The sequence below is a fragment of the Pseudoalteromonas sp. S327 genome (genome assembly GCF_005886415.1).
Classification (GTDB): domain Bacteria; phylum Pseudomonadota; class Gammaproteobacteria; order Enterobacterales; family Alteromonadaceae; genus Pseudoalteromonas; species Pseudoalteromonas atlantica.
On the sequence record NZ_PNDP01000024.1, the window covers coordinates 17,822 to 37,463 of the forward strand.

Genomic DNA, 19,642 nt, shown 5'->3' on the forward strand with positions numbered 1-19,642 from the left:
GGGCGCGTGCCTATATGCCCCCTGCAGCCTAACCCTCATGCACTGCATACGTATTCATCACATTAATTTTACCTTTTAGTTACAATTTGTTGGTTGTGTTTTAAACAACACAGCAACACCTGACAACAATAACTCAAAGGTTCACACACATGGACAAGTTTAAACTAAGTGCACTTATGCTGGCTTTATTTGCCGCTAATAGTGCATTGGCTGCAAACGAAGACTCAACAAATCAATCACCCTACACACAAGCTGAAGATTTAGAAATTATTGAAGTGCGAGGCTTTAGTCGCAGTTTAATTCAATCTTTAAATCAAAAGCGTTTTAGCGATACGGTGTCAGAACAAATTTCTGCCGATGATTTAGGGGCACTGCCTGATATTTCAATGGCCGATGCACTTACACGATTACCTGGTATTTCAGCGGTGCGAACGGGTGGGCAAGCGGCGCAAATTAATATACGCGGGCTGTCGGGCGGGTTTGTATTTTCAACACTTAATGGCCGCGAGCAAGTATCTACAAGTGGCAGCCGCAGTATTGAGTTTGACCAATATCCGTCAGAATTAATTAGCTCTGCGGCGGTATACAAATCGCCAAAGGCATCGCTTATTGAAGGTGGCGTGGCCGGTACGGTAGAGCTTGAAACCGCCAGTCCACTTAATAATGATCAAACGCATAAATTTGTAGCTAATGTGCGCGGTATGTATAACGACCGCGCCTCAGAGGTATCGGATGCCACTGAATTTGGCGACCGAATTAGTTTTTCGTATCAAGGCAAATACCTAGACGACACATTAGGCGTAGCGCTGGGCTATGCGCGTTTGTTTCAGCCAAGTGTAGCAACGCAGTTTATTGGCCTTGCGTACAACGACACAAAAGACGTTGATGGCGCAGCTAACGATACCAATGGCCCTTTAGCTAACCCAGAAAACGAATACATTAGCGAAGGTTTTGAGCTACAGCATTTAGGCGGCGAAGAAACCCGTAATGGTTACTTAGCAGCTATAGAGTGGGCGCCGGTAGATAACTTTACATTAAAAGGTGATGCGTTTTTATCGCGCTTTGATAAAGAGTCGTTTGCTCGCGGCCTGAGGGTTAAATTAGGCGGGCCAACAGCTGCATATGCTAACGCTAAGCTCGATGGTAATGCCGTAATAGGCGCCGCGGTTAACCGTACTTCGCAAAGCTATACCCGTGTTGAAATAGTGAACGACGATAACCAAGACTTTGACGAAGTAGACAGCTTTGGCGTTAATGCCGATTGGCAGGTAACCGATAGACTAAACGTAAATGCCGATGTGTCGCTTTCTCGCGCAAAAAGTAATTTTAGAAATGGCTTACTGTGGAGCTTAGTAGCAGAAGATGCCAATGCAGAAACGCCAGTATTTGATAACAACGTAGCAATTAACTATCAATTAAATGGCTTAAATTTACCTGACGTTGGGTTTAATCAGGCGGCCGCCTTTAGTGATATAGACCGTGTAATGGTCAGCAAATATGGTATTTACCCAGATCAAACAGAAGATGAAGTAACTGCATTTAGGCTCGACTTTAAATACGAGCTAGAAAGCGACATATTTAGCTCAGTAGAGTTTGGGGCGCGCTACTCAGATAGAGAGTACAGCCGTAAACGCTCGGTATTTGAGTACGGTAACGACGGGGCGTTTTCAGCAACGCAACCCCCTTTGCGTTTAACCGACGATATGGCGTCAGTGGTTGACTGGCAGGGCGAGTTTAGTTACTTCCCGTCGTATTTAGCCATTGATTTAGACAAAGCACTTAACGCATGGTTTCCAGATGGCACGCCAGAGCCTGTTCAAACATGGGGCAACGCCGATGGCGTAGACGACGCGCAAGGTTACACAACTAACTATTCGTGGTCAGTGCTGCAAAGCGGCTCGGTGTTTGAAGATGTGTTAGCTGCGTACGTTATGGTAAACATTAACACGCAAATTGCCGGGCTCGACTTATCGGGTAATGTGGGTGTGCGCCGCGTTGAAACCGACCAATCGGCAACCGTACTAGAAAACGTAGCAGGCGATGCGCGCTTAGGTGCACAAAATATTGTTGATGAGAACGGCATTGTAAATAATTTATACGCACCTAATGTATTAGGCACTAAATACACCGACTACTTACCATCATTAAATTTAAACCTGCAACTTAACGACAATTCACTTGTACGCTTTGCTGCGGCTAAAGTAATGTCGCGTGCGCCAATTAACCGCTTAGCGGGCGATGCCAGCGCAAACGTAAGTGATGATGGTGTTATTAACGGTTCAAGTAATAACAACCCATTTTTAAAACCCTTCTATGCTGACCAGTACGACTTATCTTACGAATATTATTTTGAAGAAGGTAACGGCACTGTCGCTGCGGCGTTATTTTATAAAAATATAGACTCGTTTGTTGAAATCTTATCAATCGAAAACTTCGACTTTAAAGGCAATGGCTTTAATGTCCCTGACTTTATAGAAGACCCTGTCAGTAGCGAGCAAGTTGCCACAACTAACGGTATTTACACCACGGCAGTTAATAACGGTGAAGGTGGCTACATTAGAGGGCTAGAGCTTGCGTATACGCAAGTGTTTACCTTTTTACCTTCGCCATTTAATGGCTTAGGCGCTAACGCAAGTTACTCATACACCGAAAGTGAAATTGAATCGATTACCAGTTTAGGGGGCGATACATTAGCGCAATCTTTACCTGGGCTCTCTAATAACGTGCTTAATGCCACGGTGTTTTACTCAATGGATGATTTTGAAACCCGCCTTAATGTGCGTTACCGCGATGAATTTGTATCGGAGCAGGTTGCCATTAACGAGCAAGTAGTTAATTTTGATGCCGAAACCGTAGTCGACTTTCAAACCTCTTATCGCTTTAGCGACTCGCTAACAATGCTTTTGCAAGTTAATAACTTAACCGATGAACCAACCCAAAGTTACTTTGGCTCAGAGCAACGAACAGGGACGACTCAGTACTTTGGTCGTCAGTTCTACCTTGGTTTTACATACAGTCATTAATTAGCAAACGGAGCGTTTAAAAATGAAAATTATAACTATGCCTAAATATTTGCTAATAACGTTAGCGTTAATGCTATTAGCAGCGTGTGGTGGAACAGATGATGTTGAATCTGGTGAACCATTACTTACCTGTAATGTGCCACAAGTGCCTAATGAAGCGGGGACACAATGTGTCGATCCTGAACCTATATCGTGCCCTGCACCGACAATACCTGATGAAAATAACGAAAGCTGTGTGGTTGGTGCCGACCCAACCCTGCCAGACCCTGTGGTATTTGCAGGGGAAGGAGAGGCGGTTTTATTTTACAATCGCCTAGCCGATGATAACTACGAAGGCTACCGATTACATTCGTGGAATAACGAAGTATGCGATGCTTATGCACCGCCATTTGATACCAGCGATTGGGCTAACGGCCATGAATACGATGGTATTGACCCTAACTACGGTGCGTACTGGATAATTAACCTTAAAGAGGGTTATAACGAATGTGCCAATTTTATTATTCATATTGGTACAGAAGGCACGGGTAAAGCGTTTGGTGATGTGGATTTAACCATGCCGCTGATGCAAGACGATGAAACCTTTCAACGTATGAACTTTACCATTCATGGTGAGCCTTCGGTGTTTGAATACCCTATTTTAAGTTTGGGCGAACGCGCAGTTGCTATAACAGGTGCTTCAGCGCATTGGATTGATTTAAATACTATTTTGTATAAACCAAGTAACGAGCTTACAAGCCTAATTAAGTTGCATTCATCAGCTACGGCTCAGCTGGAAGTGGATATAGATACTGGTTTAAACGGCGATACTGTTACGCTGCAATCAAGCAGTTTAACTGATGAGCAAGCGGCAAAAGTACCGCATTTAACTACTTGGAACGCTTACGAAGGAAGTTGGGATACAAACACGGCTAAAGCACTTATAAAATCGCAGCTTGTTATTGCCGGTTACGATAGTGAAGGTAAGCTGCTAGAAGCAAGCTATGTGCAAACCGCTAAAGCACTCGATGCCCTTTACACACAAGGCGAAGATGACGCTAACGAAGCTGTACTTGGCGTAACTTATGGCAATAACGCGATTGATGTAACTGTGTGGGCACCCACCGCTAATAACATGGTGCTAAACGTGTTCGATGATGCAAAAACACAAGTGCACTCTATACCAATGACATTAAATACACAGACGGGTATTTGGCAAGCAAGTTTAGATATGCAATACGACCGCCACTACTACCGCTTTAATTTTGATGTTTACCACCCACTGACTCAGCAAATAGAGTCGCTTTGGAGTACAGACCCTTACTCACTCAATGTATCTACCAATGGTTTATACAGCCAGCTGATTAATTTAGCCGATGATGACACTAAGCCAGAAGGCTGGGATGAACGTATCGTGCCTACTATTACTAACCCAGAAGATGCGGTTATTTATGAAGGCCACGTACGTGATTTTAGTGTGCGTGATCAGTCAGTAAGCGAAGCAAACCGCGGTAAATACCTTGCATTCACTGAACTTGAAAGCGTGCCAATGCAGCACCTTAAGCAATTAGCAGATAAAGGCTTAACACATTTTCATTTACTGCCAGTGACTGATATTGGCACCATTGAAGAGGATGCCTCACAGCGTGTGGAAATTACAGACACCTTAGGTAAATTATGTGAACGTATTAACGATGAAGCTGATGCATGTAAAATCGAAGATAAAAACAGCACGATTGTCGATATTATGCAAAGTTACCTACCAGGCTCAGACGATGCACAAGCATTAGCCAGTGCGATGCGTGATTTAGACGGCTTTAACTGGGGTTACGATCCGCATTACTTTATAGCGCCTGAAGGCTCGTATGCCTCAAGCCCAGAGGGCATTGCCCGCGTTAAAGAAACCCGTGCTATGGTGCAATCACTGCAAGAAGTAGGACTTCGTGTTGTACTGGATGTGGTTTATAACCACACAACATCATCGGGTATTTGGGACAAGTCGGTATTTGATAAGCTAGTACCGGGTTATTACCACCGTTATAACGAAGTAAGTGGTGAAATAGAGCGCTCAACGTGTTGTGAAAATACAGCTACAGAGCATGTAATGATGGATAAGTTTGTTACTGATTCATTGGTTATTTTAGCGCGTGAATTTGGCTACGACAGTTTTAGATTTGATGTAATGGGGCATATGCCAAAATCATCAATATTAGCTGCGCGTGAAGCCGTGCAAGCAGTTGACCCAGATAACTATTTTTACGGTGAAGGCTGGGATTTTGGTGAAGTAGCTAACAATCGTTTATTCACACAAGCTAAACAGGCTGATATGGCAGGCTCAGAGGTGGGTACATTTAACGACCGTATTCGTGAAGCCGTGCGTGGTGGTGCAATGTTTAGCAATAACCCGACAGATGGCAACCTAGCTGAACAAGATACGTTACGGTTATCGCTGGCGGGCAACTTACAAAATTACATTTTAAAAGACTTTAAAGGTAATTCATCTAAGGGCAATAGCTTTACTTGGAATACTCAGCCAACGGCGTATGCACTAGACCCAGCGGATAGCATTCATTACGTATCAAAACACGATAACGAAACACTGTGGGATCAGTTGCAATACAAACATGCATCAAGCATGAGTATTGAGCAACGTGTGCGCGCGCACAACATGGCATTGTCTATTCCACTTATGAGCCAAGGCATTCCTTTTATGCAATTGGGCGCTGATTTACTGCGTTCTAAGTCAATGGATCGTGATAGCTATAATGCCGGTGATTGGTTTAATGCTGTTGATTTAACCAAAGAGAATAATAACTGGAACATTGGTTTACCAAACGCAGAGAAGAACCAAGAAAAATGGTCTGAAATTATGCCTATTTCTGCTAATCCAGATGCACAGGCAATGCCGCAAGACATAGCCTATGCAGGTGATGTATTTAACGAGTTTTTACAAATACGTAGCAGCAGCCCACTATTTAGATTAACCACAGAGCAAGATGTCATTGAGCGAGTGGGTTTTCATAACGTAGGTAAAGCGCAGCAACATGGCTTAATAGTAATGAGCATTGATGATGGCGAAGGGCTAACAGACTTAGACCCAGCATTTGACGCGCTTGTAGTGGTGATTAACGCAACCGAGCAAACTCTTAGCCATACTATTGCCACCGCAGCGGGTTTTGAATTACACGACGTATTAAAAAACAGTGTTGATGCAAGCATGGCCAGCGCCAATTTTGCCCAAGGCGATAACGAAGGCACATTTACTGTACCGCCTTACACACTAGCTGTTTTTACTAAAAACCAAGGTGAGAGCCAAGGTGTTGGTTTAAGTGCAAATGCAACCGTAGGCGCGCCTGATGTAGTACCTTATGGCAGCACCGCTGTGTTTGTGCGCGGAACTTTAAACGACTGGGGCACACGCGATGCATTTGAATATATTGGCGAGGGAGAATACCGTATAGCAATTGCACTAAGCGCTGGCGATTACGAATTTAAAATTGCCTCAGAAGATTGGTCTACGGTTGATTTTGGTGCGCTTACTGACGCTGATAAAGAGGTAGTTGAAAATCAAAGTGAGCCATTAACGCGCTCAGGTGCAAACATGACCTTCAGCGCTGCCATTGATGCAACCTATGTATTTTCGCTTGATGCTTCAAACCCAGAAAATCCAACGCTTACTTTATACAACGAAGAGCCATTTGTAGGCACTGCTATTTATGTGCGCGGTACGCTTAATGATTGGGGAGTAACCGATGAGCTAAGTTATAAAGGTAAAGGCATTTACACCTTTACTAAAACACTGAGCGCTGCAAGCTATGAATTTAAAGTAGCGTCAGAAGATTGGAGCACGGTTGATTATGGCTCGGCTGAGGGTGATGCCAGTGTAATGGTTGGCACCGCTGAGCAGTTGTCGGTTGCGGGGGCAAATATGACCATAGACATTGCCGAGCAAGGTAAATACCAATTTATATTTGACGCCAGTGATTTAAATAACGTATCGCTAAAAGTGCTCAACGGTGAAATGTTTGCACAAACACCGGTGTTTATTCGCGGTAGCTTAAATGACTGGAGTACTGATAACCCACTTATGTACGAGGGTGATGCAATTTACTCTGCTTCTATTGAATTAGAAGTGGGCGACTACGAATTTAAAGTAGCGTCTGAAGATTGGAGCACAGTGGATTACGGTGGAGCAGGCGATACGCCGGTAGTGGTAATTGATGAACTAACACCACTTGAAGCGGTAGGTGCCAACATAACACTGAATATTACCGAACAAGGTACCTACACGTTTAATGTAATAGGCCCAGATAGAGAAAATGTAAGCATACTTATCAACAAGCAGTAGCAGTTATATTTTCCCAAACCTAAGCCGAGCATAGCCCTGTATGCTCGGCTTTTTTAATGCCTAATTAATACCTAACAAAGGGGGGATTAAAAACGATAGTTAACCGACATCATCACAGTCGTGGTGTTATCGGTATCAATAATGGGTGAGTCTTCAATATCAGAATCGAGCTGCTTATAGTTAACCATGGCATTTACGTTCCAGTTTTTATTAATGTAATACATTAAAAATAAACCCGCATTGTAGTTAACCGTAGAACTAAGTTCGTAAGGCGCATAGGTGGTAGATTCGCCCTGTGCTACACCATAATAATAGTTAGATACATCACTGCTATTTAGCTCAACACCCACAGAAGGAACGAGCATTAGTTGTTTAGATAACTTAATAGGGTAACTGTAATTGGTTTTAAATTTAGCGCCATCGCCGTGGCCTATTACATCATGAGTAGCACTGGCGCTTATTTTACCAAAGCTTGCAGTGTAGCTAACCTGCGTGCCTGCGTAGAGTGATAGCTTTCTATCGTCTAAGGCTTTTATGGCTGCAAGGTCTGAATCTGAGGTATCAAAGTTATCACCTGGCTCTAAAACTAATGACCAGTTAAAACCTTGCTGCTCCACTAATTTATAATCAAGCGACAAACCTTTAAAACTAAGCCTTTCGCCTTCGTAAGTAATGATAGGTAAAAATAGCGTTTCACTGTCGGTACCTGCATAAGGTGAGCTGGTAGAAATGACACCACCCCCTAATGAAAACTGCGACTCAGCTTGAGCAGTAATACTGCCAAGTGCAAGTGTGCCAACTAATAACCGTAGTGAGTTTTGTATATAAGTGTTCATAGGAGCCTTGGTGTTAAGTAAAAAGTGAAAATTGTTTGCGATAAGTAAAGTGTGCCGCAACGCTATTAGGCTTTAGTGTAGCTATATTTTTGATTGGCGTTTGTAAGAGAGTGTATGAAAGTTTATCTGAATGTAAGTGGATTAATACTCAGGCTTTTAATAAAGATAAAACCTGAGTATGGGTGCTTTAAGCGTGTTGATTTAATTTAAATTGTTTACGGCTATACATAAATAATAACGTGCCTGGAATATATAAAATAAGTGAAAGTGCTAATGTGTTCAGCCCCGCAGCATAAACAAGCCATAAACCATACACACTTGCGCCTAACCCCATTAGTTTAATGGGTACCGAGAGCTTTTGTGCAAAGGCGACTTTTACCATATAGGCGGCAACTAAAAAGTACGGCACCAATATCATAGACGTTGATACAAGCACTAAGGTGTTATAACTCTCGCCAGTAAATAAAATAAGCACTAAGCAAAGTTGCACTGTAAGGCTGGTTAAAGTTAATGACGCTATAGAGGTTCCGTTATGATTTTGCTTTTTAAAAACGTTAGGAAATGCGCCGTATTTAGCCGCGCTGTTAGGCACTTCGGCGGCGTAAATAATCCAACTTAAGTAAGAAGCCAGTACCGACACAATAAGCCCCGCACTTATAATAACTTTGCCTGTAGTGCCACTCATCATGGCCATAATGCCCGCCATTGAAGGGTTACTAAGTTGGGCAATAGTGCTTTGGTTCATTATCCCAAATGACAGCATGGTAATAGCAATATATAAAATAAGCGCTGCAACAACGCCTATCACCGTGGCTAGGCCAATATCTTTACGGTTTTTGGCACGAGCAGAGAGCACAGCAGCCCCTTCAATACCGGTAAATACCCATAAAGTAATAAGCATGGTATTTTTTACTTGATCAATAAAGTCTGTTTGCACACTCACATGGCTTTGATTTGCCTTAAATACGTTAGGGTCAAAATAAGCATAAGCAAAGCCGATAAATAGCAACAGCGGGATCACTTTAGCGATAGTGCCAAGCAGGTTGATGAAAGAGGCCTGTTTAATGCCCTTAACAATAATTAAATGCACAGCCCATAAAATAATAGATTCGCAAATAAACGCCATAAGGGTATTACCCTGGCCAAATAGAGTGAATGTTGGCGTATCTACAAATGCGCCTAAAGCAGCAAAAGCCACGACTAAATAACCCACCACCCCAATGGTGGCGCAAAGCCAATAGCCCCATGCAGATAAAAAGCCCGCTAGTTCGCCAAAGCCTTCTCTAGCATAAATATAAATGCCGCCGTCGAGCTCTGGCTTAGCGCGAGATAATTGTAAAAAACACCCTGCAAGTAATAAAATACCTACACCGGTGATAAGCCAGCCTACTAAAACAGCATTTACACCAGCCACTTCGGCCATATTTTGTGGCAGACTAAATATCCCAGCCCCTACCATTGCACTAAATACCAGCGCGGTAAGTGCGACTAATCCAATTTTATTTTCTTTCATTTTACTACTTACATGTAAGCTAATAATTAGCGTTATAAAGAGGCAAAGTGCTGATTTAACGTTGCAATGTGTTCAGGGCCTATACCGCAGCAGCCACCAATTATGCTGGCACCTTGTTGTTGCCATTGCTTAGCCCATTGCAAGTAAGAAAGCGGGGTTAAGTCTTTGCGAACCTCATCTAACCCTTCGTTAGCTGTGGCTTCTTTAGTTTGTGGCGCAAATGCATTAGCGTAAGCACCCACTTGAACATGCTCTGCTTTTTGTGCTTTTAGTTCCTTTTGGGTTAGAACTAAAGCTTGCTCTATTACCTCAGGCTGGCAGCAATTAAATAAAATGCCTTTTACATTTTCTTTTAGCATTGCAGTGACCGCATCTTGCACCGACTCGCCCGAGCGCAGCTTGGCTTGCTCGTTGGGATTTTCATCGTCAAGGGTAAAGGCAACCCACACAGGTTTTTGATTATCACTTACTTTACTGATTAGTGCTTTAATATCGAGCGCTTCTTGAATGAGGCTTTGGGTTTCTATTAACCACAGGTCGGCATAAGGTGCTAGGCCTTCTATTAGAGGCGTGGCAATGCGTGTTAGTTGCTCTGCTTGGTATAAATCTGGGCGATATGAGCCAAACATAGGAGGTAAACTTGCCGCTATTTTTGTGCCTTTATTGTGTTGCTCGACCGCTTTTTTAGCCGCTAGTCCGGCGGTTGCAGCCAGTGATTTAGCAGATTGGTTAAAGCGTTCTTCGCCAATATGAAAAGACACTAATGCATAGCTATTTGTGGTAATAACAGTGGCACCACTTTGTATAAAGTTACTATGAGCCTGCGTTACTTTGTCAGGGGCTTCTATTACTGCCAATGCTGACCACTCAGGTTGCTGAAATGGCGCACCAATACGAGTGAGCTCTCTGCTCATGCCGCCATCGAGTAAAGTTAGAGTATGAGTTGTCATTATGTTCCCTTTGTATGAGATAATTTCACTTTGGATGTTTAGACGTCTATAAAGCTATTGCCAGAATATAAAGCACACAATTAGGTTAAACAACCCTATAAATTAAAATAATGGGCGTATTAACTAAGCGTTATCATTGCTTAACAACCTCGTTAAATTGCATTGAAGTAATTGATCACGTAACTTAAACAAGCAGTGTATTTTACTAGCAGTAAAACGCTGTGTTTGAGTAGATTAAGGATAAACCAATGAGCAACCCTATTTTAAAAAGTGCCAGTTTTGATCCCAAAGTGAAGCAATACTGGATGACCATGGCATGCTTTTTTAGTGCCGTTGCACTAGTGACCATTCCACTTATACCTGTGGTGTTATTTGTTGTATGGCTGGTGGCAGGTAAAATATTGGCTGCTATGTCGGCGCAATTACTCACGCAAAAGCTGGTTGTTAAACGCGGCATTTTATTTAAAGAAGAAAAATCTATACCACTTGAAAAAATAACCGATGTGGGGCTCAACCAAGGGCCGCTTATGCGCTTTTTTGGGTTATACCGGTTAAGCTTTGAAACCGCAGGGCAGTCGGGTCATGGCGCATTAGTGTCATTACTTGGTGTTGAAAATGCCAGTGAGTTTAGAGAAGCCATACTTGAGCAAAAAGATAACTTAGCTGCGCAAGCCCCTAAAACACAGGAGCTTGCTGAAGAACACCTCAACCAAGCATTACTTGCTCGCTTAGTTGAGGTAGTAGAGCGCATAGATACGCGTTTGGCAGCTTTAGAGGCGAAGCGTTAAGCGTTTTGTAATTGAGCCTGACCTGCCAGCATACTTAGCTCTTTGGTACGGCTTTCAACAACCTGATATTCGCGCGCTTTAATTGTGCTTATATAATTCCACTTAGCACTGGCTTTTGCAGGTGTAAATGTAACGGTTAAATAGCCGCGCTCCACTAAATTATTATAAGCAAGGTCATCAACTAATAAGGCAATTACTTGCTCTATTTGCGCTACGGTTTGCGCATCTTGTGTGTTTAGCGCTAAATATTCTTCAAGCCCTGGTGATGAAACCGATGCCGTTGCAAATTCCACCCCAGCATTTTGTGAGGCTGCAATAGGGTTACTGGCATCAGTTTTAAGCTGTCCCGCCCAGCCGTTATGAGTATCTCCGGCTAAAACTACTAAGTTTTTTTGTGCTGCAATAGCGGTACCTAATAATACTTCTCGCTCGTAGGCGTAGCCATCCCAGGCATCAAGGTTATACGGTATGGTGGTTTGAACACGCGCAAGCTCTGCCTCGGTTACACTTGGGTCGCCCGCTAATACACGGCCTTTAATTTGCGCCAGCTCTGCAAATAATACATTGGCCTGTGCGAGCAATTCACTTGGATCGCCTCCGTTTGCCTGAGCACTTTGTAAGCTAGCAAGTAGTAACATGACCTCTACTGGTAAGTGCATTTTTGTCATTAGTACTTGTTGCCCTAACACTTGCCACTGTGTGCTTGAGGTCGTGATGGCATCACTAAGCCAGGTAAGTTGTTCGCTGCCTAATAATGCACGGTCAGTTGCGCCTATTGCTGCAGCAAATGCGCTTTGCCCGGCAGGGGAGGTAAGATCAAAATCACTATAGTTAAGCTGCTCATCACGCGCTAATACACGAGTATCTAGCATGTATAAAGAGACTAAATTACCAAACTCAAAGCGTCGGTAAATACGTTCTTTGTCGGCTACATTACGAATTGGCATCCACTCAAAGTAGGCTTGTAGTGCATTGAGTTTACGTTGGCTAAATTCGCCTTCACCTTCGTTATGGTTTTCTGCGCCTTCGCGCCATGTGTCGTTGGTGATTTCGTGGTCGTCCCACACTGTTATAAATGCACAGTGGCTATGGGCTGCTTGTAAGTCGGCATCGAGGCGATAATTTGCATAGCGTTTTCTATAATCGGTCAGTGCGATAATTTCGCTGCTGTTATCTAATGGTAGCAGTCGGTCTAACTGTGCGGCGTCTTCGGTTGCATAACCCGTATTGCTGTATTCGTATATGTAATCACCTAAGTGCAGTACCGCATCTAAATCGCTTTGCTTAGCAATTTCGCCATACACATGAAAATACCCGGCAGGGTAATTTGCGCACGATACAACGGCTAATTTCACCTGATCAACCGCACCGACAGGAAGCGTTTTTCCTTGTCCGATAGGGGAGGTTTTTCCGTGTGCATTAAAGCGATAGTAATAAACGGTGTTGGCATCAAGCCCTTGTAAATCAACTTTAAGAGTAAAGTCGGTGGTGTCACTGATATGTGTTTCACCATCGTGAACAATATTTGTAAAGCTTTGGTCGGTGGCGGCTTGCCATTGTACTTTTAACGATTTAGTTGTTACATCGAGTGGGGTTACACGGGTCCAGATAATTAAGCTATCGCTTAGCGGGTCGCCGCTGGCAACGCCGTGGTCAAAGCTAACGGGAGTGTCGTCATCATCGTCAAAACGACAGCCTGTTAAACCAAGTGATAATACGGCAGCGCCAAATCCTGCTGCCGATGCTTTTAAAAAACTTCTCCGTGTAAATGCCATTGCTTTGTACCTGTAAAGTGTAAAAAGCAAAGTGTAGGCAATTTAGGTTACTTTTTTGTGAAGCAATTAAAAAACTTCACTTACTTGCGTTGCATTACACGTAATAACGGTAACGTTTTCGTAGCCTACGCGGGTTAGCGCTTCTGCACCTAAGGTGGCGCGGGCACCGCTGGCACAATGTAAGTAAATAGGGCGTGCAGCGTCTTTTTCTATTTCCATTAGCTTCATTTCGAGTAATCCGCGTGGAATATTTATTGCCCCTACCGCAGCTACATTGGCATGCTCAGCGGGTTCGCGTACATCAATAAGTAAACCTTTATTTTGTTCTAGCTCTTGCTTTGCTTGCGCTGCATCAATACGGCGTTGGTTAGGTGTGATAATTTTTAGTAAATCAGGAATTGAAGTAAGCATTAGCCTGTAAATCCTCTTTTGCGCAAAAAAGTCATTAATGGGCACCATTTAGTGTAGGCGGATTGCACTAAGTTAATACCAATAAATAACGTTAAAAATTGAAAGTTACTATCAACAAAGTAGCTTAATAGCACAGAAATTGTAACGGCACTTCCGCCAATTAAGAGTATGGCGTCACTTATTTTCATGAATTGACCTTAATATTAGTTTTTTCTAATGTTAATTATATTAGAACTTACTAATGTAAAAGTCTATAATTAAAACACACAAAATAATTAAGTATCACAATGAATATTGAACAACTTGCAGAAAACGCTCAGCAGGCAGAGCAATTTTTAAAATTAATGGCAAATAAAAACCGTTTAATGATTTTATGTAGTTTATTGCAAGGTGAACAAAGTGTGGGTGAGTTAAATCAAAATGTTCCGTTGGCGCAGTCTGCTTTGTCTCAGCATTTGGCGAGTTTACGTAAAGCCCAGCTAGTGGCAACTCGCCGTGAGGGACATACAATTTATTATTCGTTAATCGACCCAAAAGTTGAGTCGATTATTACGTTACTTTACGAATGGTTTTGTAAGCAAAGTACGGCTGAGTAATTTGCTTTAAATAAAAGTGGCAATCTCATCAAGCGACTTTTTATCAAGTGCATGGGCAGGTACAGTTGCATCGTCACTTGGGTAGCCCGCAATAAGTAACATGTAAGGACGTTCGTTGTCTTTGTCGCGCTTACAAATGTCGGTTAAAAAACTCATTGGTTTAGGTGTATGGGTAAGCGTAGCTAAGCCACAGCGGTGCAGGGCTTGTATTAAAAACCCAGTAGCCAGCCCTACTGATTCGTGCACATAATAATTGGTGTTTTTATCATCCGTATTCACACCGCCTTTTTTTTGACTAAACACTGCAATAAGCCAAGGCGCATGTTCTAAATAGGGTTTATTGGCGTCGGTACCTAATGGTTTTAGCGCATCAAGCCACTCTTCTCCTGCTCTGCCTTCATAAAAAGAGCGCTCTAGTTTTTCGGCGGCCTCTCTTATTTGTTTTTTTACATCGCTACTGTTTATAGCCACAAAATGCCACGGTTGATGATTCGCTCCACTTGGCGCGGTACCTGCTGCTTTTATACAGGCTTCAATTATATTTTTAGGCACAGGTCGGTCGCTAAAGCTGCGAATACTATGGCGGCGCTGGCTGGTTTGTAAAAATTCGGTTGCGCGTTTTAGCATTTCATCGTGAGGGTATTCTATAAAGTCGTTTAGTGGTTGGCTTTGATGTTTTTGCATGGCTTTACGCTTCTTATAAAGTGTGTGTGTGGTTTTTATACCGACTGAATAAATGCGAGGCAAGTATTATTACCTATCGTGTTTATTTATTGTTACAAAATTAACCACTGCGTAACTTATGTTCCTTTTTTTAATGTGATATAAAAAGCGCAATAAAAAAACTATTAAAATTCAAGGAAGTAAAAATGCTATCAATAACAGGGTTATCTAAAACCTACGATAATGGCGTACATGCACTACAAGGTGTTGATTTATCTATAGGAAAAGGAATGTTTGGGCTGCTTGGGCCAAATGGGGCCGGTAAATCATCACTAATGCGTACTATTTCTACGTTGCAATCTGCCGATTCGGGTTCAATTACTTTTGATGGTATTGATGTTTTTAAAGACCCACAGGCTTTGCGCCAACGTTTAGGTTACCTACCGCAAGATTTTGGTGTATACCCACGAGTTAGTGCTTACGACTTGCTGGACCACATGGCTGTTTTAAAGGGCATTCATAACAAAGGCGAGCGTAAAGAGTCGGTAGAAGGCTTGCTTGCACATACTAATTTATATCAACATCGCTCAAAAGCGGTAAGTGGCTTTTCGGGCGGTATGCGCCAGCGTTTTGGTATTGCACAAGCCTTACTAGGTGACCCTGATTTACTAATTGTTGATGAACCAACAGCAGGGTTAGATCCTGAAGAGCGAAATCGTTTTCATAACTTGCTAGTAAGCTTAGGCGAGCAAAAAGTCGTTATATTATCGACCCACATTGTTGAAGATGTGGCAGAGCTTTGCCCAAACATGGCCGTACTGGCAGGCGGAAAAATATTATTAGAGGGTAACCCCATTGCCCTTACCGATAAACTCCAAGGCCAAATTTGGCGCAAAGCCATGAGCCAAGAAGAAGCACTAGAGCTTGAGCCGCAACTGCCTGTTATTTCAAAACGCTTATTTGCTGGGCAAACCATATTACATGTATTAGCCAATGAAGCCCCTGAAGGTTTTGAGCTCAGCAGTGCAAACCTAGAAGATGTGTATTTTTCTACGTTGCTTAATCATCGTAACAGCCAAGTAGCATAAGGGGGCGCTATGTTTTTTAATATGCTCGCGTTTGAGCTGCGCTATTTTGTGCGCCAGCCTTCGTTTTATGTGACCTCATTAATATTCTTTTTTATGGCGTTTTTTATAAGCTCCAGTAGTAAGTTTCCGCTAGGTGGGGCTAATGTTCATATGAACTCGCCTTATACCATTATGGTTTTAACGGTTACCTTTTGTACGCTTGCTATGTTTTTAGTGGTTAACTTTGTTGCAAGCTCAGCGATTCGCAACAGCGAGACCAAAATGGATGAGCTGGTGTTTAGTAAGCCCGTTAACCCGCTTGCTTATCAATCAGGGCGTTTTTTTGGTTCTTACTTAGTTGTACTTATCGTGTTTTTAAGCGTGCCACTAGGCGTATTTTTGGGGTCTCAGTTTGGCTTGTTGGTTGGCTGGCTTGATAGTGAGCTAGTAGGCCCTAATAAGTTTATATATTACGCTGCGCCTTTTTTATATTTAGCGGTGCCAAGCTTATTGGTGCTCAGTGCTATTTTTAATAGTGTGGCGGTTTATTTTAAAACCATAATGGCGGTATATGTAACGGCCGTGGTGATCTATATAAGCTACCAATTGGCGAGTATCTATTTTGACGATTTAGCGTTTAGAAATATTGTTGTTTACGCAGACCCATTTGGCACTGGGTCGTTAATTGACTTAACCCGTTACTGGACTGTAAGTGATAAAAATACTGAAGTGTTGACGCTTTCGGGCGATTTTTTAATTAACCGTATTTTATGGGTAGCAATAAGTTTAGCGATGTTTTTTGGCCTCGGAAAGTTAGCTAATCGCGTAGTCACTAAAAAACAGAAAAAGCAATTTGCTGTCTCTACGTTTGTAAAAAATAAACAAGCAGCACTTATTAGCAGCGCTAAAAATTACAAGTCAAAAGGGGTCAATACGCAATCGCAATTAGTAATGCGCAGCTTATTTGAGCTTAAGCAGGTTATATTAAGTGCTCCTTTTATGATTTTAGCGGGTGTCAGTATTATTACGTTACTCGCACCACTTTTTGCGCCTATTGGCGCATATGGCACAACAGATTGGCCGCTCACACAAAACATGGTGGGCATTATTCAAAACGCCTCCGCTATATTTATGTTTATTATTATTGCTTATTACAGCGCAGAGCTGGTTTGGCGAGAACGCCACAGTGGTATGGGCGATATTGTTGACAGCTACCCGGTGCATAACAGTGTGTTTTGGGTATCTAAAATTATTGCGCTAATCACTGCGGTTTGTGGCCTTTATTTAGTAGGTATGATGTTTACCATTGCGGTGCAACTATTTAAGGGGCAATTTAACTTAGAGCTTGGCCAGTACTTATTTAGGTTGGGTTACCTTACATTATTGCCTTTAATTATGATGGCTATTTTGGCGTTCTTTTTACAAATAATTAGCCCTAATAAATACATAGGTATGGGTTTATTTATTCTGTATTACATTGCTCAAATGGTAATGGGTGCTTACGGGTTTGAGCATCATATGTATCATTTTTCACAAAGTAGCAGCGTACCGTATTCAGACATAAACGGTTACGGGCATTTTTTACAAGGCGCGCATTGGTATACCGTATATTGGGGTGCATTGAGTGTGTTTTTAGCTATTGTAGGGTTTGCTTTATGGCATCGTGGTCCATCGCAAACATTGCGTACGCGTTTATCTTTAGTGCGTTACAACATGTCTTTAAAAGGCCAGATTGCAGCCGTTATAAGTTTATTGGTATTTGTGGGCGCGGGTTATAACATTTATTACAACACCCGTGTAATCAATGAGTTTGTAACAAGTGATGATAACGAAGCGCTACAAGTAAGGTATGAGCAAGAGTTCTCACAATACAAAGACTTGCCACTGCCTATAATAACTGATGTTGATTTACACATTGATATTTATCCTAAAAAACGTGCTTTAAATGCCGTGGCTAAAATTAAGTTTACCAATACCGCAAACGAGCCAATAACCCGTGTGTTAATTAACGAGCCTAGCCAATCTAAAAGCTGGGATGTAAAAATGGCGGGCGGAAAAATAGTTGAGCGTTTAACCGATTTTGGCATGGTATGGTTTGAGTTTGAACAACCGCTAATGCCTAATGAAGTACGCGAAGGTGAGCTTTCTGTTACTCGTGAACACGACGGCTTTGTTGATAGAGGCTCTGATACTCAACTCGTGCACAATGGTACATTTGTAAATAATGGAGAATTATTACCAAATTTTGGTTATCAAAAGTATTTTCAAATTGCGGATAAGTATGAGCGCCGTAAGCACGATTTACCCGAGCTTGAACGTGCACATAAACTAGAAGACAGCCGCTATTATACGCAAAATGAGTTTGGGCCTGCTAATGGCTTTATAAACTACAAGGCAACAGTAACCACCGATGAGTCACAATTTGCTATTACACCCGGTTATTTAAAAAGTGAGAGTGTAAAAGACGGACGACGTACTTTTGTTTATGAAATGGATGCGCCTATTTTAAACTTTTATTCTGTGCTTTCGGCAGAGCTTGAAAGTAAAAAGGTTGAGCACAACGGTGTAAATATTGAGGTGTACTACCACAAAGATCATGCATGGAATGTTGACCGTATGATTGAGTCGGTACAAGACTCAATAGATTACTACACGCAAGCCTTTGGGCCATATCAGCATAAGCAGTTACGTATTATTGAGTTTCCTAAGTATCGCTCATTTGCGCAAAGTTTTGCCAATACGGTACCTTACTCAGAAAGTATTGGCTTTATTACAGACTTAAGAGATGAGAGTAAAGTTGACCTACCTTACTATGTAACCGCACATGAAGTTGCACACCAATGGTGGGGGCATCAAGTATCCGGGGCTAATGTAGAAGGCAGCGCCGTTATTTCTGAATCGCTCTCCCAATACAGTGCGCTTATGGTGCTAAAAAAACGCTTTGGCGCCGAGAAGCTTCGTAAATTCTTAAAGTACGAGTTAGATAAATACTTAATGGGCCGCACAGGCGAAGCCTTTGAAGAAATGCCACTATATAAAACACAGTCGCAACAATATCTTCATTACAATAAAGGCTCAGTTACGATGATGGCTTTGTATGACCGATTAGGTGAAGAGCGCTTAAATGCCGCACTTAAAGCATTTTTGAATGAGTTTAAATACCAGGCAACGCCATACCCAACCACACTTGATTTACTTAGTTATTTAAAGCGAGATACAACACAAGCTGAACAACGTTTTATTGATGATCAGTTTAAATACATAACGCTTTATGAGCTTGAAATGAAAGCAGTGTCGGTTACAGATGATGTTGATAGCGAAGGTTTATACACAGTAACACTGAGCGTTGAAGCAATTAAGCAGCATGCCGATGGACAAGGTGAAGAAACCGAGCAGCCACTCGATGAGCTAATTGATATTGCATTATTTAGCGATGATCCTGAAAACCTTCTCGCTGAAGACTTTGTGATTTACTCGCAAAAGCATCAAATAGTCTCTGGTACTAATACTATTGAGCTAAAAGTAAAAGAAAAGCCATTGTACGCGGGGGTAGACCCGTACATTAAGCTTGTAGATAAAGACAGTAAAAACAACCTAGCTAAGTTTTAACGATTAACGATTAACGATTAACGATTAGTAATTAACTGAAAGGCCGCCTTTAATGCGGCCTTTTTTGTTTTAGCGAATTGCTAA

Annotated in this window: 13 protein-coding genes; 6 read left to right on the forward strand and 7 right to left on the reverse strand. The window is 42.2% G+C overall.

The features are described from left to right. Window positions 1-149 precede the first annotated feature (149 nt). Both CWB60_RS08210 and CWB60_RS08215 read left to right on the forward strand, forming a co-directional pair. On the forward strand, window positions 150-3,023 hold the full coding sequence (locus CWB60_RS08210; RefSeq protein ID WP_138578631.1) for a TonB-dependent receptor: 2,874 nt from the start codon (window positions 150-152) through the stop codon (window positions 3,021-3,023). Between the two features lie 22 nt (window positions 3,024-3,045). After that, on the forward strand, window positions 3,046-7,350 hold the full coding sequence (locus tag CWB60_RS08215; RefSeq protein ID WP_138578629.1) for an alpha-1,6-glucosidase domain-containing protein: 4,305 nt from the start codon (window positions 3,046-3,048) through the stop codon (window positions 7,348-7,350). An 86-nt stretch (window positions 7,351-7,436) separates the two neighbouring features. Here the strand turns inward: CWB60_RS08215 and CWB60_RS08220 are convergent, their stop codons facing one another. From CWB60_RS08220 to CWB60_RS08230, 3 genes are all read right to left on the reverse strand, one after another. Further along, a complete protein-coding gene (locus tag CWB60_RS08220; RefSeq protein ID WP_138578627.1) occupies window positions 7,437-8,186 on the reverse strand; it encodes a MipA/OmpV family protein in 750 nt (249 codons plus the stop codon). 187 nt (window positions 8,187-8,373) lie between these two features. Then, on the reverse strand, window positions 8,374-9,699 hold the full coding sequence (locus CWB60_RS08225; protein WP_029773146.1) for a basic amino acid/polyamine antiporter: 1,326 nt from the start codon (window positions 9,697-9,699) through the stop codon (window positions 8,374-8,376). Window positions 9,700-9,731: 32 nt separating this feature from the next. Continuing rightward, complete coding sequence (locus tag CWB60_RS08230; protein ID WP_171036136.1) at window positions 9,732-10,649, reverse strand: homocysteine S-methyltransferase family protein; 918 nt, start codon at window positions 10,647-10,649, stop codon at window positions 9,732-9,734. A gap of 248 nt (window positions 10,650-10,897) precedes the next feature. Between CWB60_RS08230 and CWB60_RS08235 the strand changes: the two genes are divergently transcribed. Beyond that, window positions 10,898-11,437, forward strand: a complete 540-nt coding sequence (locus tag CWB60_RS08235; RefSeq protein ID WP_138578625.1) for a PH domain-containing protein — start codon at window positions 10,898-10,900, stop codon at window positions 11,435-11,437. On the opposite strand, the gene CWB60_RS08240 is transcribed toward CWB60_RS08235, so the two are convergent. The 3 genes from CWB60_RS08240 to CWB60_RS08250 form a co-directional block, all read right to left on the reverse strand. Beyond that, on the reverse strand, window positions 11,434-13,212 hold the full coding sequence (locus tag CWB60_RS08240) for an alkaline phosphatase D family protein (RefSeq protein ID WP_004589223.1): 1,779 nt from the start codon (window positions 13,210-13,212) through the stop codon (window positions 11,434-11,436). The genes CWB60_RS08235 and CWB60_RS08240 overlap by 4 nt on opposite strands. Window positions 13,213-13,278: 66 nt before the next feature. Then, complete coding sequence (locus CWB60_RS08245; protein ID WP_004589222.1) at window positions 13,279-13,623, reverse strand: rhodanese-like domain-containing protein; 345 nt, start codon at window positions 13,621-13,623, stop codon at window positions 13,279-13,281. After that, the gene (locus tag CWB60_RS08250; RefSeq protein WP_138578623.1) at window positions 13,623-13,811 is read right to left on the reverse strand and encodes a YgaP family membrane protein; all 189 of its coding nucleotides are present in this window, start codon (window positions 13,809-13,811) and stop codon (window positions 13,623-13,625) included. The genes CWB60_RS08245 and CWB60_RS08250 overlap by 1 nt, the downstream gene beginning before the upstream one ends. Window positions 13,812-13,910: 99 nt before the next feature. Here CWB60_RS08250 and CWB60_RS08255 point away from each other — a divergent pair, with 99 nt between their 5' ends. Beyond that, a complete protein-coding gene (locus CWB60_RS08255) occupies window positions 13,911-14,219 on the forward strand; it encodes an ArsR/SmtB family transcription factor (RefSeq protein WP_024033876.1) in 309 nt (102 codons plus the stop codon). 6 nt (window positions 14,220-14,225) lie between these two features. Here the strand turns inward: CWB60_RS08255 and CWB60_RS08260 are convergent, their stop codons facing one another. Continuing rightward, a complete protein-coding gene (locus CWB60_RS08260) occupies window positions 14,226-14,903 on the reverse strand; it encodes a nitroreductase family protein (protein ID WP_029773143.1) in 678 nt (225 codons plus the stop codon). Between the two features lie 185 nt (window positions 14,904-15,088). Here CWB60_RS08260 and CWB60_RS08265 point away from each other — a divergent pair, with 185 nt between their 5' ends. Then, on the forward strand, window positions 15,089-15,970 hold the full coding sequence (locus CWB60_RS08265) for an ABC transporter ATP-binding protein (protein ID WP_029773142.1): 882 nt from the start codon (window positions 15,089-15,091) through the stop codon (window positions 15,968-15,970). A gap of 9 nt (window positions 15,971-15,979) precedes the next feature. Beyond that, on the forward strand, window positions 15,980-19,558 hold the full coding sequence (locus CWB60_RS08270; RefSeq protein ID WP_138578621.1) for an ABC transporter permease/M1 family aminopeptidase: 3,579 nt from the start codon (window positions 15,980-15,982) through the stop codon (window positions 19,556-19,558). Window positions 19,559-19,642 lie beyond the last annotated feature (84 nt).

Coding starts and splice junctions, on each gene's coding strand:
- CWB60_RS08210 (WP_138578631.1), top strand. CDS start 150: ATGGACAAGTTTAAACTAAGTGCACTTATGCTGGCTTTATTTGCCGCT.
- CWB60_RS08215 (WP_138578629.1), top strand. CDS start 3,046: ATGAAAATTATAACTATGCCTAAATATTTGCTAATAACGTTAGCGTTA.
- CWB60_RS08220 (WP_138578627.1), bottom strand. CDS start 8,186: ATGAACACTTATATACAAAACTCACTACGGTTATTAGTTGGCACACTT.
- CWB60_RS08225 (WP_029773146.1), bottom strand. CDS start 9,699: ATGAAAGAAAATAAAATTGGATTAGTCGCACTTACCGCGCTGGTATTT.
- CWB60_RS08230 (WP_171036136.1), bottom strand. CDS start 10,649: ATGACAACTCATACTCTAACTTTACTCGATGGCGGCATGAGCAGAGAG.
- CWB60_RS08235 (WP_138578625.1), top strand. CDS start 10,898: ATGAGCAACCCTATTTTAAAAAGTGCCAGTTTTGATCCCAAAGTGAAG.
- CWB60_RS08240 (WP_004589223.1), bottom strand. CDS start 13,212: ATGGCATTTACACGGAGAAGTTTTTTAAAAGCATCGGCAGCAGGATTT.
- CWB60_RS08245 (WP_004589222.1), bottom strand. CDS start 13,623: ATGCTTACTTCAATTCCTGATTTACTAAAAATTATCACACCTAACCAA.
- CWB60_RS08250 (WP_138578623.1), bottom strand. CDS start 13,811: ATGAAAATAAGTGACGCCATACTCTTAATTGGCGGAAGTGCCGTTACA.
- CWB60_RS08255 (WP_024033876.1), top strand. CDS start 13,911: ATGAATATTGAACAACTTGCAGAAAACGCTCAGCAGGCAGAGCAATTT.
- CWB60_RS08260 (WP_029773143.1), bottom strand. CDS start 14,903: ATGCAAAAACATCAAAGCCAACCACTAAACGACTTTATAGAATACCCT.
- CWB60_RS08265 (WP_029773142.1), top strand. CDS start 15,089: ATGCTATCAATAACAGGGTTATCTAAAACCTACGATAATGGCGTACAT.
- CWB60_RS08270 (WP_138578621.1), top strand. CDS start 15,980: ATGTTTTTTAATATGCTCGCGTTTGAGCTGCGCTATTTTGTGCGCCAG.